General features: G+C 36.5%; 13 protein-coding genes and 2 pseudogenes. 3 read left to right on the top strand and 12 right to left on the bottom strand.

Annotation, left to right across the window (positions count from 1 at the left end; all coding sequences use genetic code 11):
* Positions 1 to 30: 30 nt before the first annotated feature.
* From pheT to OPF91_RS07455, 5 genes are all read right to left on the bottom strand, one after another.
* The gene (gene pheT / locus OPF91_RS07475) at positions 31 to 2,448 is read right to left on the bottom strand and encodes a phenylalanine--tRNA ligase subunit beta (protein ID WP_264988117.1); all 2,418 of its coding nucleotides are present in this window, start codon (positions 2,446 to 2,448) and stop codon (positions 31 to 33) included.
* Between the two features lie 15 nt (positions 2,449 to 2,463).
* Positions 2,464 to 3,501 (bottom strand): phenylalanine--tRNA ligase subunit alpha, encoded by a 1,038-nt coding sequence (pheS, locus tag OPF91_RS07470; protein WP_264988116.1) that lies wholly within the window; start codon positions 3,499 to 3,501, stop codon positions 2,464 to 2,466.
* A gap of 388 nt (positions 3,502 to 3,889) precedes the next feature.
* Positions 3,890 to 4,660 carry a TrmH family RNA methyltransferase gene (locus OPF91_RS07465; RefSeq protein ID WP_264988115.1) on the bottom strand — a complete coding sequence of 257 codons (771 nt, stop codon included), beginning with the start codon at positions 4,658 to 4,660 and terminating at the stop codon, positions 3,890 to 3,892.
* 25 nt (positions 4,661 to 4,685) lie between these two features.
* The gene (locus OPF91_RS07460; protein WP_264988114.1) at positions 4,686 to 5,660 is read right to left on the bottom strand and encodes a sensor domain-containing diguanylate cyclase; all 975 of its coding nucleotides are present in this window, start codon (positions 5,658 to 5,660) and stop codon (positions 4,686 to 4,688) included.
* A 2-nt stretch (positions 5,661 to 5,662) separates the two neighbouring features.
* Positions 5,663 to 6,466 carry an alpha/beta fold hydrolase gene (locus tag OPF91_RS07455; RefSeq protein WP_373877046.1) on the bottom strand — a complete coding sequence of 268 codons (804 nt, stop codon included), beginning with the start codon at positions 6,464 to 6,466 and terminating at the stop codon, positions 5,663 to 5,665.
* A gap of 150 nt (positions 6,467 to 6,616) precedes the next feature.
* Here OPF91_RS07455 and OPF91_RS07450 point away from each other — a divergent pair, with 150 nt between their 5' ends.
* Positions 6,617 to 6,778, top strand: a complete 162-nt coding sequence (locus OPF91_RS07450) for a YfhD family protein (RefSeq protein WP_264988112.1) — start codon at positions 6,617 to 6,619, stop codon at positions 6,776 to 6,778.
* 79 nt (positions 6,779 to 6,857) lie between these two features.
* Here OPF91_RS07450 and OPF91_RS07445 read toward each other — a convergent pair whose 3' ends face one another.
* Both OPF91_RS07445 and OPF91_RS07440 read right to left on the bottom strand, forming a co-directional pair.
* On the bottom strand, positions 6,858 to 9,014 hold the full coding sequence (locus OPF91_RS07445) for a bifunctional diguanylate cyclase/phosphodiesterase (RefSeq protein WP_264988111.1): 2,157 nt from the start codon (positions 9,012 to 9,014) through the stop codon (positions 6,858 to 6,860).
* A gap of 288 nt (positions 9,015 to 9,302) precedes the next feature.
* Positions 9,303 to 9,821, bottom strand: a complete 519-nt coding sequence (locus tag OPF91_RS07440; RefSeq protein WP_264988110.1) for a sigma-70 family RNA polymerase sigma factor — start codon at positions 9,819 to 9,821, stop codon at positions 9,303 to 9,305.
* A 213-nt stretch (positions 9,822 to 10,034) separates the two neighbouring features.
* On the opposite strand from OPF91_RS07440, the gene sspI reads away from it, so the two are divergent.
* Positions 10,035 to 10,244, top strand: coding sequence for a small acid-soluble spore protein SspI (gene sspI / locus OPF91_RS07435; RefSeq protein WP_264988109.1), 210 nt, complete (start codon positions 10,035 to 10,037; stop codon positions 10,242 to 10,244).
* 168 nt (positions 10,245 to 10,412) lie between these two features.
* Here sspI and argF read toward each other — a convergent pair whose 3' ends face one another.
* Positions 10,413 to 11,378: an ornithine carbamoyltransferase gene (argF, locus tag OPF91_RS07430; RefSeq protein ID WP_264988108.1), complete on the bottom strand. Its 966-nt coding sequence runs from the start codon at positions 11,376 to 11,378 to the stop codon at positions 10,413 to 10,415.
* Positions 11,379 to 11,633: 255 nt separating this feature from the next.
* Here argF and OPF91_RS07425 point away from each other — a divergent pair, with 255 nt between their 5' ends.
* Positions 11,634 to 12,101, top strand: a complete 468-nt coding sequence (locus OPF91_RS07425) for a DUF2975 domain-containing protein (RefSeq protein ID WP_264988107.1) — start codon at positions 11,634 to 11,636, stop codon at positions 12,099 to 12,101.
* Positions 12,102 to 12,303: 202 nt separating this feature from the next.
* On the opposite strand, the pseudogene fic reads toward OPF91_RS07425, so the two are convergent.
* The 4 genes and pseudogenes from fic to OPF91_RS07405 form a co-directional block, all read right to left on the bottom strand.
* Positions 12,304 to 12,905: pseudogene (fic, locus tag OPF91_RS07420) on the bottom strand (protein adenylyltransferase Fic).
* A gap of 259 nt (positions 12,906 to 13,164) precedes the next feature.
* Positions 13,165 to 13,287, bottom strand: a pseudogene (locus tag OPF91_RS07415) (peptidase M28); the annotation flags it as partial.
* Between the two features lie 114 nt (positions 13,288 to 13,401).
* Positions 13,402 to 14,247, bottom strand: coding sequence for an Rpn/YhgA-type helix-turn-helix domain-containing protein (locus OPF91_RS07410; RefSeq protein WP_264988106.1), 846 nt, complete (start codon positions 14,245 to 14,247; stop codon positions 13,402 to 13,404).
* A 379-nt stretch (positions 14,248 to 14,626) separates the two neighbouring features.
* Positions 14,627 to 15,715 (bottom strand): M42 family metallopeptidase, encoded by a 1,089-nt coding sequence (locus OPF91_RS07405; protein ID WP_264988105.1) that lies wholly within the window; start codon positions 15,713 to 15,715, stop codon positions 14,627 to 14,629.
* Positions 15,716 to 15,781: the final 66 nt, after the last annotated feature.

Raw genomic sequence — 15,781 nt, 5'->3', positions numbered from 1 at the left:
ACTGGAGCTGACCTTTGCTTTTCTTTTGTATTAACGTACTTCTGTTCCTTCAATTGTTGCAATTGCTTTCAATACTTTCGTATGTGCTGCTACAACTTCCTCATCTGTTAATGTGCGCTCTGGATCGAAATACGTGAGCGAGAAGGCTACAGATTTCTTACCTGCCTCCATTTTGTCTCCTTCATATACGTCAAAGACATGCACATCTTTTAATAATTTCACACCTGCTTTTTCAATGACCGCAAGTACTTCACCTGCTGGTGTTGCACGATTCATAATCAATGCAATATCACGAGACATCGCTGGGAATCGAGGTACGGCTGTATAAGAAAGTGGTGCTTCCTCTGTGACAGCTTGTAATAATGCGACCAAATTCATTTCCATCACATATGTGTCCTTTACACCCCAAGCCTTTTGCTCTGCTGGATGTAACCCACCAATAATACCGACTTGTGTACCATCCAATAAAATGCTCGCTGTACGTCCAGGATGTAAGCCATCCACTTCCGCTTTCACAAATGAAATACGCTCTGTTAAACCAAGCTTGCCAACGACACCTTCTACAATCCCTTTTAGTACAAAGAAATCAACTGCTTTTTTCTCACCTTGCCAAGCATGATCCAGCCATTTGCCTGTTAGAACTGCCGCTACATGTTCTTCCTCATATGGTTGCCCTTCTGCTGATTGACCAAGGAACACGGAGCCAATTTCATATAGTGCTACACCGTCTGCTTGACGTGCTACATTATAAGCTGCTGCTTCAATTAAATGAGGAATCAGACTTTGACGTAATGTGGAACGCTCCTCACTCATTGGCATTAATAAACGCGTCACAGATTCTGCCTTTAAAGCAAAACGCTGTGATAATGCTTCTGATGTTAAAGAATACGTCACTGCTTGATATAGACCTGCTCCCTCCATGAAATTACGCACAACACGGCGAGTAGCTTGATAAGCCGTTAAGCTACCTGCTTGGTTTGCTCCTTCTGGTAATGTCATTGGAATTTCATCATAGCCATATAGACGAGCGATTTCTTCCACAATATCTTCTTCAATTTTAATATCTTGACGACGTGTTGGCGCATCAATGATTAATAATCCATTTGCCGCTTCCACATCAAATTTTAAACGCTCTAAAATAGACAGCATTTCTTCTAACGAAATTTTCATGCCTAAACGTTCATTAATGAAATCAGGTGATACCACTACACGTGCTGGTGCTTTGTCTAATTCATCAACAATACACATACCTTCTAACACTTCACCACCTGCTAATTCTGCAAGTAATGCCGCTGCACGGTCTGCTGCTGCTAATACACGATTTGGGTCAACCCCTTTTTCAAAACGTGCAGATGAATCAGAACGTAAACCTAAATGACGTGATGTTTGACGCACTGTTAATCCATCAAAGTAAGCTGACTCAATCACAACCGTTGTTGTCGATTCTGTTACTTCTGAGTTTGCTCCACCCATAACACCTGCAATTGCTACAGGCTCTTTGCCATTTGTAATAACTAAATCTGTTGCTTTCAATGTACGTTCTTGGTCATCCAATGTTGTGATTTTTTCACCTTCTGCTGCTTTTCGTACAACAATTTCACCTGTAGCTAAACTATCATAGTCGAAAGCATGTAATGGTTGACCATATTCCATTAAAATATAGTTCGTTACATCGACAACATTATTATGTGGACGTATACCTGCTGCCATTAAACGATTTTGTAACCAGCGTGGTGATTCAGCAATTTTTACATTTTTCACGACTTTGGCTACATACATCGGATTCGCAGTCGTATCTTCCACACGTAATTGTAAAACATCTTGTGCTTTTTCAGAAGATGTTGTGTAAGTAGCTGTTGGATATGTCACTTCTGCTGATAAAATAGCACCTACCTCATAAGCTACGCCAAGCATTGACAAAGCATCTGAACGATTAGGTGTTAAGCCAAGTTCCAATACTGTATCACGTAAGCCTAATAATGCTAATGCATCTGAGCCAACTTCCGTATCAGCAGGCAACACATAAATACCCTCTGCATAGGCTTTCGGCACAAGTTTTCCTTCAATGCCAAGCTCTTGTAGTGAGCAAATCATCCCATTTGATTCATGTCCACGTAGTTTTGCCTTTTTAATTTTAATGCCACCTGGTAAATGTGCTCCTGGACGAGCGACAATCACTTTTTGTCCTGCATCTACATTTGGTGCACCACAAATGATTTGCTGTAAGCTTTCTTCACCAACATCCACTTGACAAATATTTAATTTATCTGCTTCTGGATGCTTTTCTTTTGACACAACATGCCCAACAACTACCTTCTCCATACCATTCGCACGATCAATCACCGCATCCACTTCAATACCTGAGCGTGTAATTTTCTCTGCCAATTGTGCAGGTGTTAAATCTTGTATTTGTACATATTCTTTTAACCATTCTAATGATACTAACATACTAGTAGCTCCTCCTTACGCCTCTGTTCGCTCAAATTGTGATAAGAAACGTGTGTCATTTGTATAAAAATGACGAATATCATCCACGCCATATTTCAACATCGCAATACGCTCAGCGCCAATACCGAATGCAAAGCCTGACACTTTTTTCGCATCATAGCCAGCCATTTCAAGCACATTCGGATGCACCATACCTGCTCCTAAAATTTCAATCCAGCCTGTTTTTTTACATACATTACAACCTGTACCGCCACATTTGAAACAAGAAATATCCATTTCGACAGATGGTTCTGTGAATGGGAAGAAACTTGGACGTAAACGAATTTCACGATCAGCACCAAACATTTTTTTCGCTAATGTATCCAATGTTCCTTTTAAATCACTCATACGAATATTTTCGCCAATGACTAAACCTTCAATTTGCATGAACTGATGTGAATGTGTCGCATCATCATTGTCACGACGGAATACTTTACCTGGACAAATAATACGAATTGGTTCACCTTGTTTTGCTTCCATTGTGCGAGCTTGTACTGGTGATGTATGTGTGCGTAATAATATTTCCTCGGAAATATAGAATGAATCCTGCATATCACGAGCTGGATGTCCTTTTGGCAAGTTCAATGCCTCAAAATTATAATAATCCTTCTCTACTTCAGGACCTTCTGCAATTTCATAGCCCATACCAATAAATAAATCTTCAATTTCCTCAATAACACGTGTTAATGGATGACGATTTCCGACTTTAATTGTGCGTCCTGGTAATGTGACATCAATCGACTCATTTGCTAGTTGCTCTGCAATAGCCGCTTCCTCTAAAACAACTGCTTTTTCTTCCAATACAGTCGTCACATGTTCACGAACCGTGTTTACTAAAGCCCCCATTTTTGGACGTTCTTCAGCAGATAATTTACCCATTCCTTTTAATAAATCTGTAATGGGTCCCTTTTTCCCAAGATAGGCTACACGCACCTCATTTAATTCTTTTAAATTTGTTGATGCTTCAATTTTAGCAAGTGCCTCTTGCTCCAACTGTTTTAATTGCTCTTCCATACAAAAACCTCCCTTTGAAAATAAATGTCCGCTTTATAGACATAAAAAAACTCGCCCCCTAAAAAAAGGGACGAGGCTCGATTCGCGGTACCACCCTAGTTATTGCAAGATTCCTACCTTACAATCACTTCATTGACATAACGACTGGATAACAGCCGGCATACCTTTACAGTTACTTTATTTCAATAATTAATGTAACTGGTCCCGGTAGCTGCTCACAAGATGAATTCAAAACTGCATTGGTACGGCGTTAGCTCTCAATCTTTGGCTTATACGCTCCCTGTCAACCATTCACAATCTTTACTACTTCTTGGTCTAAGCATTTTTAATTATTTGAATTTAATTATACAATGCTCTATTTAAAGAAATCAAGTGTCGTGTCATACTTTTATGATTGATGAACAAAACTAAAGAGCACAATCCCTGTTGCTACAGCTACATTCAAGGATTCAGCTTGTCCTATAATCGGAATCATGATATTTTGGTCTGTTAATGCTAGCAATTGTGGATGAATGCCACTGCCTTCATTGCCCATCATAATCGCAAATGTCCCTGCATGCTGAATATCACGATAAGATACAGCCTCTTCGTCCAATGCTGTACCAAAAACAGGTACACCTCGCGCTTGTAAATCATCAATCCAATCCTCTAATTCACCACGTATAACAGGAATATGGAAATGAGAGCCTTGTGCAGAGCGCAATGTTTTAGGATTATAGCTGTCTGCACAGCCTTTTCCTAATATAACTGCATCTAAGCCTGCCGCATCTGCTGTGCGAATCATCGTGCCAATATTGCCTGGATCTTGCACAGCATCAATTAATAACACTTTGCGCCATGAAGCCATTGTCTCTTCCTGTAAAGCAGGCTGCTGGCACACCGCAAATACACCTTGAGTTGTTTCGGTTTCAGCAAATTCCTTTGTAACTGCTGCTGTCACTTCTACAATGGCAATATCATCAATTGGCCAAAGCATCGGTAAGTCAACGCCTTCACGTACAATCAGCTGTTTTACTGATTCCTTTTGCTTTAAAGCCTCTTCTACTAAATGAAAGCCTTCCACAATAAATTCACCTGAACGTTCACGCTCTTTTCTTGTCGTCGCTAATTTTTTCCAATATTTCACTAACGCATTTTGTGTGGATTCGATTCTTTTCATCATATATACCTACCTTTTTTATTTACTATCCTTGATAATGCGTCACTCGATTTCGCCCATGCTCTTTTGAAGTATATAGTGCATCATCTGCATTTTTCAACAATGTATTTTCATCATCAGTCGTCATCACTGTCGCTACACCAATACTAATTGTCAATGTTTGTCCAGTTGGCCACTGTGCTATTTCTACAGCTTGTCTAAAATGCTCTGCTAACGCCTTGGCTTCGGCTATATTGGTATTGGGCAAAATAACAATAAACTCTTCTCCGCCATAACGAATCGGTATATCTTGTAGACGAACATGCTGTTGTAATAATTGAGCTAATTGAACAAGAACGTCATCTCCTATTTGATGCCCGAATACATCATTAACCTTTTTAAAATAATCAATATCCAATATACATAAAGAAAATAATTGTGCGTGTGTATTAAATAATTGGAATTGCTCGGCTAATCGCTCTTGGAAAAAGCGTCTATTTTTTAAGCCTGTTAACTTATCCGTCATCGACAATTCAACTAAGGATGCATTCATTTGCAATAATTCTTCCTGCTTTTGCTCAATCGCTATATGTAGCTGCTCTAACTTTGCCAATGCTTGCTCTTTTTCAAAATAGGCTGTCTCTATTTGCTTTTTAGCTAATCGTAACTCCTGTTCATAATCAATACGCTTTTTCATTTGCATGAAAATACAATCAATCTGCTCTATTCCATTGGCAATAGATAATTTGGCATTCATTAAACACGGAATGGACCGACCATCTTGATGTTTTAAGCTAATAAATAATTCTTCTACATGCTTATGTAAATTAATATTTGGGTAAAAATAAGAATGAAATATTAATTTATTTGGTATGGATAATAATGTCTCAATATGTTTATTTAATACGTTTGCTTGTTCATAACCTAACCATTGAAGAAATGTTTGATTCACTTCTACAATAGTCCCCTCGTGGTTGAAAGATAAAAAACCACAAGGTGCATGATTTAAGCGATTGTTCATCTTTAACACCCTTCTCCTAAAAATTCCAACATATGCTGAATACTTTCTTTTGGATGGCTAATATGTGGATAATGTCCCTTTGCCTCCATTAAACATAGCGTACTATTCGCTAAATGTTCATGTAAGTACTGGCCCACTTCAATTGGTACAATGCTATCTTCTGAACACTGCATAATTAAAGTAGGAATGCTTGTTTTTGCTAAATCGGCACGACAATCTGAGAAAAATGTCACTTCAGCAAATTCTCTCGCAATACGAGGATTAACTGAAACAAACATTTGCTCTAAATCCTGTGATAATTTCGGTTGCTCTGGTGCATTCATCACAATAGGCGCCATATAGCTTGCCCAACCAGCAAAATTCATCTCCATCATATCTAAAAGCTCAGCAATATCACTTTTCTCAAAACCACCTTGATACATACTGTCATTCAAATAACAAGGTGATGGACCAATCATCACCATTTTTTTAAAAACATCTGGTCGCTCAATGGAAGCTAACATACCGATCATTGAACTAATGGAATGCCCAACAAAAATAAGTTGCTGCAAATGCAAAGCCTCTATAATATCTAACACATCTTGTGCATAGCCTTGCAATGTTTTATATTTTTCGGTTGTGTAGGCATGAATGTCTGAATTTCCTGCACCAACATAATCAAAGAGAATAATTTGAAATTTTTCTTGAAATGCTGGTGTAATAAAACGCCACATATTTTGATTGCAGCCAAAACCATGTGCAAACATAATTGGTTGTTTGCCATTCCCGATGATTTTAACACAATTCCTTGTCAGAATATCCATTATTTTTTGAACCCCTTTCAACTAGCTACATTATCTCTATTGTGAAGTGGTCGCCCTCAATAATCAAGCAACACATTTCCTACATTTACTTATGATAAAAACCACACAGCAAGCCATATTAAAAACAAGAAAATGAAAGGAGCTGTCTCACATATGGGTAGAGATAATAAACAAGGCAAAAGTGCGAATAAAGGAGCTTTACCACAAACACCTCAAAATCAAAAAATCGCACCAAATAAAGTCAGTGAAGAATTTTCTCAAGAATTTATCAATTTAATCCACAATGTGACGGATACGAAAAAAAAGAAAAAATAACTTTGGTCATCTAATGAATAGAGACAGCGAAAAACACTGATTATCAGAATGTTTTTCGTTGTCTCTAATTGATATATGCTCAAATAGGATGATCTTGTTGAAATGGGGTTAAAATCGTCAATGCTTTTTGATGTAGCTCCTCAAAGTGCTGGGAAATTTGCTCCGCAGCAATGGGCTTACTAAATAAATATCCTTGAATATAGTCACAATCACCATTGATGAGAAAAACGAGCTGGCTCACTTCTTCAATACCTTCTGCTACTACTTTTAAATGCAAATGTTTAGCCATCGAAAGAATCATAGAAACAAGCGCTTTGTCATTCGTATCATGTTGAATATTTTGCACAAAGGCACGGTCAATCTTCAAACAGTCTATCGGAAAATCCTTTAAATAGGAGAGAGACGAGTAGCCTGTCCCGAAATCATCCACTGCAATTTGAATACCCAGTGTTTTTAATTCATGAAGCAGTTGTGTCATTTGATCAATATTCATCGTCATACTTTCCGTAATTTCTAATTGTAAATATTCAGGATCTAAGTCTGTACGTTGTAAAATATCTCGCACCATCTGTACTAAATCCTGCTGGAATAATTGACCTAATGATAGATTCACAGCCACTTTCATAGATGGTAAGCCTTGCTGCTCCCATTCCTTCACTTGCGTACAAGCTCGTTCTAAAATCCATTTTCCTAATGGAATAATGAGCCCCGATTCTTCCGCAATTGGTATAAAGACATTTGGTGGCATAAATCCATGTACAGGATGTCGCCAACGAACTAAAGCCTCTACACATTCAATTTTGCCTGTTTTTAAATTAACCTGTGGCTGGTATTCTAAATAAAATTCTTCATTGATTAAGGCTTGTTGCAACTCTTGCTCCATCATCAAACGATTAATTGTGCCCGTAGACATTTCAGGCTGATAGATTAAAACACTTTGAGGCATATGTCTTGCTTCCCTCATAGCCAACTGTGCATTAATGAGTAATTCCTCGCCAGAGCTTTGTTCATCAGACAAAACAATCCCCATAATCAACCGAGCATTAAGTGAAAATAATTGTACTTGTAATGGTTGTTCCATCACTTTTGTTACCTGCTGACAAAACTGCATCAGCTCCTCTTGTGAACGCATCTGTTTGACATAAATAACAAAGCAACCTTCTCGCAATCTGATGCCCTCATAATGAGCAGGTAAAATAGCTTGAATGCGCTCCGCTACCACCCTCATCATCTGATTAGCATAGCTGATACCAATAGATGAACGAATCGTTACAAGCCGCTCAATTTCAATAGCAATCAATGCCTTTTGCTGTGTGTTTGCTTGTAATTCTTCTTTCAATGTTTTAAATAACCAATTTTCATTTTTTAACTGTGTAAGATCATCATGATAAACCTGATAATTTAAGTTTTGCTGTGATTCTTCTAATTCTCGTTTCGCCTGCAATAACTGTTGGTATGGCTTTTCTACGGATAGATCATGAATCACTTTCAACAAAAAATAATACGCTAAAAATTGCAGTATGAGAGGCGCAAATAACCAAATAGTATTTGAGCTCTCATCCAATAAACTAATAATATCACTGACAATTAAATATGCAGCCGAACCAATTGACCATGTAATACGCTTTGGTGCACGGCTTAAATGCTTACTCATAATGAGTATCATGACAACTTGCAATATAATTAATAATCCATGACTGTATTTATCTATTTGGTGTAATGCTATTTGCTCCATTAACGAGGTACTTGATAGAACAGAGAATACAGCCAAGCTAATAGCAACAACTAATAAAGAGAAACTATATGTACGTGTTCGTGAATGCATCGTAGCTGGCTTTTTTTGTTTAGTGATGATGATAAAAAAAATAATGGCTGCATATAAACGCATAAACATATGGACACAATCTTCTATGAGTAACGCTCTATCTGTACCACTTTTCAATAGCACCATACTGGCTAGTTCACAAAGACCAATTACTGAAAATACATGTCCTATGTATAAAATGTGATTCGTTTTTAAATGTGTAAATACCAACCATGATTGAATCGAAATGGCTAATGTAATCACAATAATTAATGTTTGAATAATTAACTTCACATAGGAGTAATTATCTAGATTAAAAACTGCAAATACTTGATTTATAATGGAAAGAAAGGGGACGATGAGCATTAATAAAATAGCAATATAATACACTTCTTTCTTTTGTAGCTTCTCTTGATCTCCCATTCGAGCCATTCCATCCCCTTCTTTCCCACATGACAAATTATAACAAAATAAATATCTATATATAGTTTTATTCTCTTATCGGTATCTTTCTATTAATTAGCTAAATGTACTATTTATAACAATAAAAAATAGGTCATCTTATTTAAAACAATATCACTTTTAGTAGGAATTGTATACAAACCATTAAACCGTTTGAATATTTAAAGCACTATTATCTTATCATACTTTTGGTATTTTTTCTGCATATAATCTATAATTATTGTATTTTTAATAGATATTTTACTTTGTCATGCATAATTATTTATTCCTTCTCCATTTCTGAAGTTTTGCTCGCATACGTATACTTCTTTTTTTCACGGCTTCGACAGACAACTGTAATTCTTTTGCTATCTCTATATAACTATAGCCTTCCATATACCAACGAAATAAAATAATCTTTTCTTCTTCAGATAAAGCAGAAAGTAACTGTTCCATTGCATATTCTGTTTGCTCCTCATATTGTTCATAATATTCCTGATATAAAAAATATAATGTGTCATCCATTGTTGGGGTGTATAACTCCATCGATATCCGCTCTTTAGAAAGTTCGTTCAATATCGCTCCTCTGATGGACGTATATACATAAGAAGAAAATACGCCTTTCGAGCAATCAGCCTTTTTCCATGCCTCCCATGCAGCAATGGAGGCAATTTGGCGATAATAGTCATGCTCTTTGTAAATACGACATTTGACACAAATAGCTGTAATCATTGGTTGCACAGCTTGCAATAGCTCTTCAAAGGGCTGTTCGGGAAATAGTTGGGGTTGCTTTGACATGATTTTATCCTATCGATTATGCGCACAATCCTTTATTCCTAGGTAGCTCCATAGTAATAATTTATGGCAATCCACATCAAATCGCCCTTTACGCTAAAAGGTAAGATAGTTTTATGCAAATTATTTTATTGTTATGCATTTTTCTTTCATCATTTGTACTGAATGAATATTTTTTTTACATTGGGACACATTATAAATAAGGAGGCGATTTATATGAATTTTCAAATACGAGATGCCATTACAACCAATGTACATGGTCAATCTGCTGCTGAATTGAAAGATATTGTAGTGGATGCCATTGATCGTGGAGAGGAACATTTATTACCAGGACTTGGTGTATTTTTAGAGAAATGGTGGCAACAAGCAAGCATCACTGAACAAGAGGCTTTTACTCAAAAGCTAGAGCAAGCTTTTGCCCATTAAAAAAAGTAACCTAGCGTCCCCCAGGTTACTTTATCTATGTAGCGTGTGCGGTCCGTCCATCCTGACAAACACGCATCGCATGTGATCTACATCCCTCTGGCTGTATGCCACTATTTATCATGCACAATAATTCCCTCTGTTCTTATTGTGCATGTCCTTACCCAATCATTATGCTAGAATCGATGCCAGCACAGCCTTTTGTGCATGAAGTCGATTTTCAGCCTGCTCAAAAATATAGGAGTTTGGTCCATCAATAACAGATGTTGCAACCTCTTCTTCACGGTGTGCAGGTAAACAGTGAAGGAACATATAATCTGGCTTGGCATGTGCAACAAGCTCATCATTAATTTGATAACCAACAAAATCTTGTAAACGTTTTGCTGTTTCATCTTCTTGCCCCATAGATGTCCAAACATCTGCATAAATAGCATCTGCTTGTAATACAGCCTCCACAGGGTCATTGGTAATTGTAATAGTACTACCATTTGCCGTCGCAATCGCTTGTGCCTTTGCTATAATCGTTGCATCACATTCATAGCCAACAGGTGTTGCCACAGCTACATGCATTCCTACATGTGCCGCTGCTACAACTAATGAGTGTGCTACATTATTACCATCCCCAACATAGGCGATTTTCAATCCTTGTAAATGACCTTTATGCTCAGCAATTGTCAGTACATCTGCTAATGCTTGACATGGATGATATAAATCCGTTAAACCATTGATAACAGGAATCGCTGCATGCTCGGCTAACTCTTTCACCATCTCATGTGAGTTTGCACGAATCATAATACCATCTAAATAGCCTGATAAAACATGTGCTGTATCATAAATAGATTCACCACGACCAATTTGCAGATCACGCGCATGCATATACATACCTTTTCCACCTAATTGATTCATACCGACCTCGAATGAAATACGTGTACGTGTCGAATGTTTTTCAAATATCATGCCCAGTGTTTTCCCTACTAATAGTTGTGGGCATTTCCCTTCTTTTGTAAGAAATTTCAATTGTGCCGCTAGTTCTATCAACTGTTGCACATCGTCACTCGAATAATCTAATAATGTTAATAAATCCTGTCCTTTTAAATTAGCTACTAATTTCAGCTGTACTTCCTCAAGTAATTTCATCCAATCCGCTCCTTATTCCGTTGCTCTTGAAATAAGTATAACATGCATAAATATAAAATCAAGTGAATTTTTATTATTTTTAAATAAATAAATTAATCATTTCAATATATAACTATGCACAATAAAGAATATTTAGTCATAACAATCTATTTCTTTATTATTAAGCTTCAATTATAAAAAACAATATAATTTTATTGTTAAACGATAAAATATATGCTAAAATCATGTTGCTGTTATATAAGTGAGGTGTTCGAAATGAATGTTCAACGAGTTTCTACTACTTTTTTAAAAATCATGATTTTTCTAGCTGGGCTTGCAGTGCTTGCTTTATGTATCTGGTTACCTGTGATTGCTATTAAGGATGCAAAGGTACATCCAGATACGGCTTACTTCTTAATTCCCTTTTTAATATGTGCATACGGATTCTGCATCACATTTGCTATTACGTTGTATCAAGCATTTAAATTGTTAACCTATGTTGAAAGAAATAATGCTTACACGAAGCAATCCCTGAAAGCACTACAAATTATTAAAAAATGTGCTTTTGCAGTGATTGTCCTTATTTTTATAGGAAGCATCACCTTAAAGATACTTTCTAAAGTGACAAATGACGATCCAGCAGGCCCAATATCACTAAGTTTAATGGGGATTTTAGCAATAAGTATCTTTGCTGCTATTGTGGATGTACTTCAGAAGCCATTAAAAAATAAATTAGACAAATAAAAATAGTGTATGTATGCTTTTTACTATCATCATTTTGTACAAAAACCCTGCTAAAAGTACTGTTTCGCCCGATTAACGGATGAATTCGCCCAATTATTTATGAAATAACAAGTTTTCAGACACGCCCCAGTGTTATTAACAGAAATACAATACAAAAATAGGTGTACGAGTTTTTTCTAACACTCGTACACCTTCTATCTGTTTACAAATCTTCTATATTATACTCTGTATAACCTTCATAGTAGTAGCTAATATCAATACCTTTCATGAATACCTCACGACTATTAATTTCACCAACTAGTGCATTTTTGAGTAATTGCTTGATTTCAATATCCCAAATCGGACTACGTTCCATTGCCAAAAGGTAATCTTCTTTGTCTATTTTATTCCACTCAACTATCCGCTGTAATTCTTTTTTAAAAATCAAATCAAGCCAAATACGTGTACTTCTCCCGTTACCTTCTCGGAATGGATGTGCAATGTTCATTTCAACATATTTTTCAACAATCTCATCAAAAGTCGTTTGTGGCATTTTATTAATATGTTCTAAGGATACCTACAAATACATAACAGGGCAAACCGAAAACTCCCTTTTGTGATATTCACCTCTCGCACCTTTCCAGTGAATGGGTAAATCTCTTCAAATAAATATGCATGAATTTCAGATAAGCCCTTAAAAGTTCCTACCTCTATTTGATGAATCTGTCCCAAATCATAAAGCGTCTTTGCCCTTTTCTTTGAAAGTCGTTCCTCTTCACGGTTTAGCTCAAGTTGGTTTGTAATGTTTTGTTTATTTTCAAGCACAACAATCCCTCGATTCTTTTCCTTCAATTGTTTCTTATATTATATCCAACTTTATATCAATACAGTTAGATGATTTGTTTCAGCGTCTATCAACTTCGGTTTGGTAAGTATTTGTCACGGTTAGTTAATGTTACGAACAGTATACCATTGATACCTCTTTTTATATTTGAATCGCTAAGTCAACATTGCTATATTTTTTGGTCTAACCAACACAAAAAGCCTCCTAACATAGTCGTTAGAAGGCTAAATCATTTAATGCTTATTCAAAAATAATATGGTTCACTGCATCACGGTCTAATTTTTTGATGACTTCTACGATTAACTTTACTGCGTTATCATAGTCATCACGATGTAAAATACCTGCGTGTGAGTGGATATAGCTCGATTGCTGCCATATGGATGGAGCCAACAAATACTGTACTCGTATAAGGCAGATGATATTTCAAGTGTGAGATTATGTCACAGTCAATAATTAAAATGCCCCTCCCTAAAGCCGTTACATTTCTGTACGTAGTTGATTTATTTGCTCATTTGTTAAATGTGTAACGTCCATGATAAAAGAATTATCTAAACCTTTTGCTATCAAATTTTTAGCTATTTCAAATTTCTCTCTTTCAATTCCTTTTCTAATCCCCTCTTGTTTACTGAATTGTAATTGTTCCTCTAAACTCCATTCATGAAGTAACATATTTTCCACCTCGCTCGCATGTTGTTCTAAAAATTCCTGCATAATCCCTTGACGTTTACACTCTTGTACCGCTTGATGAATGGCATCTGCTAATGGTAACCCCTCTTTTCGATACTGCTGCACCGTGTAAATAAAAAATCCATAGTGCTTTAACGTGCTACTTTTCTCTAAGATAGCGTCATTCTGTCCATAATTAATATTAATGACCTTCACAGATAAATCGAGTGTATTGATGTGTGGTGCATCCTTAAATGTATCTGATAAGGATATGATTTGTTCTTTCGGTAAGTTCTCTTCTCCATTGTATAAGACAAGAAATTCAGGTGCTGGTAAACGAATTGGCGTTGACCCATAAATATTGTCGCCTATGGTCATTTTTTCGTACAACCGTCCAATATACATCAACATCCGCAATGGCATGTTGGTACAAATAGTGGATTGATGCTCGACTAATATCACAAATTTACCATCTAATACAAAGGATACATCATTGATACGGTCTTTATACAGGACATTTTCTAATGTGTTAATTTCCACAGGTGTATCTAATGCGTAATTTTCGTTTTGAACGGCATTGTACACATCAATTAATCGTTTAGAGTCACTCAAATACAAGGAAAATACACTATCTTTATGCTGAATATTCGCCTTCAATCATAGTCATCCTTCCTGTTGTTTGTGTCTACAGTATAGCGCATATATGTTATGTATTTCTATTGCTACGGATTAAAGTGAACATAATAGATTTTTAATCTTATCTATAGTAATTAGATTTAAATATTAAAAAATATATAGTCTTACTTTTGTTAATTAAGCACCAGTCATGAATAGTAATATTCTTAATGCTCGTATCATTCACAATTGGCATATAGATTTTGTCTATAATACTTTGCTCCTCTGATAGCTCCCTTTCCTCTTTTTGGCTTTGAATCGCTAAAATTTTTGTATCAACATCAACATTGCTATATTTTTTGGTCTAACCAACACAAAAAGCCTCCTAACATAGTTGTTAGAAGGCTAAATCATTTAATGCTTATTCAAAAATAATATGGTTCACTGCATCACGGTCTAATTTTTTGATGACTTCTACGATTAACTTTACTGCGTTATCGTAGTCATCACGATGTAAAATACCTGCGTGTGAGTGGATATAGCGTGTTGCTACACCGATTGCTAAAGCAGGGACACCATTTGCTGTGATGTGGATAGAGCCAGCATCTGTACCACCACCAGCCATTGCTTCAAATTGGTAAGGGATATTATTTTCTTCCGCTACGTCTAATACAAAATTGCGTAGACCGCTATGAGATACCATTGATGCATCATAAACAACGATTTGTGGACCTGCACCCATCTTACTTGTTGATTCTTTTGGTGTTACCCCTGGTGTATCACCAGCCACACCTACATCAACAGAGAAGCCGATATCTGGTTGAATTTTATATGTTGCTGTTTTCGCACCACGTAAGCCAATTTCTTCTTGTACACAGCCAACTGAATATACGATGTTTGGATGTTTTTCACCTTTCAATGCCTTCATAACATCAATGGCAATTGCACAACCAATGCGGTTATCCCATGCTTTTGCTAATAAATATTTTTCATTCTTCATTACATTGAATTCAAAATACGGTGTTACCATATCACCAGGACGGATACCCCAGTCAAGTACCTCTTCCTTAGAAGCTGCACCAACATCAATAAACATATCTTTAATGTCTACCACTTTATTACGTACATCTGCTGGTAAAATATGTGGTGGTTTCGAACCGATTACCCCAATCACTTCATCGCCCTTACGTGTTGTAATTGTCACACGTTGTGCAAGCATTACTTGGCTCCACCAGCCGCCGATTGTTTGGAATTTAATGAATCCTTTATCATCAATTTGTGTTACCATAAAGCCGACTTCATCTAAGTGACCTGCAACCATAATTTTAGGACCGTTTTCATCGCCAACTTTTTTAGCAATTACACTACCCAAATTATCTGTTTCCACTGTATCTGCATACGGTGCGATGTATTGTTTCATTACTTCGCGTGGTGCACGTTCATTGCCTGCAATACCATTTGCATCTGTTAAATCTTTAAACATTTGTAATGTTGCGTCTAATTGTGACATTTGTTTGCCTCCTAATATTGAATCCCCTTTATTATACTTCGTTTATCGAAATATTCCTAGTTTAAT

This window comes from Lysinibacillus piscis (assembly GCF_026012395.1).
In the GTDB taxonomy this organism is placed as follows: Bacteria; Bacillota; Bacilli; order Bacillales_A; family Planococcaceae; genus Lysinibacillus; species Lysinibacillus piscis.
The sequence above is the reverse complement of the archived record's forward strand: the minus strand, read 5'-3'. Positions and strand labels throughout refer to the sequence as shown.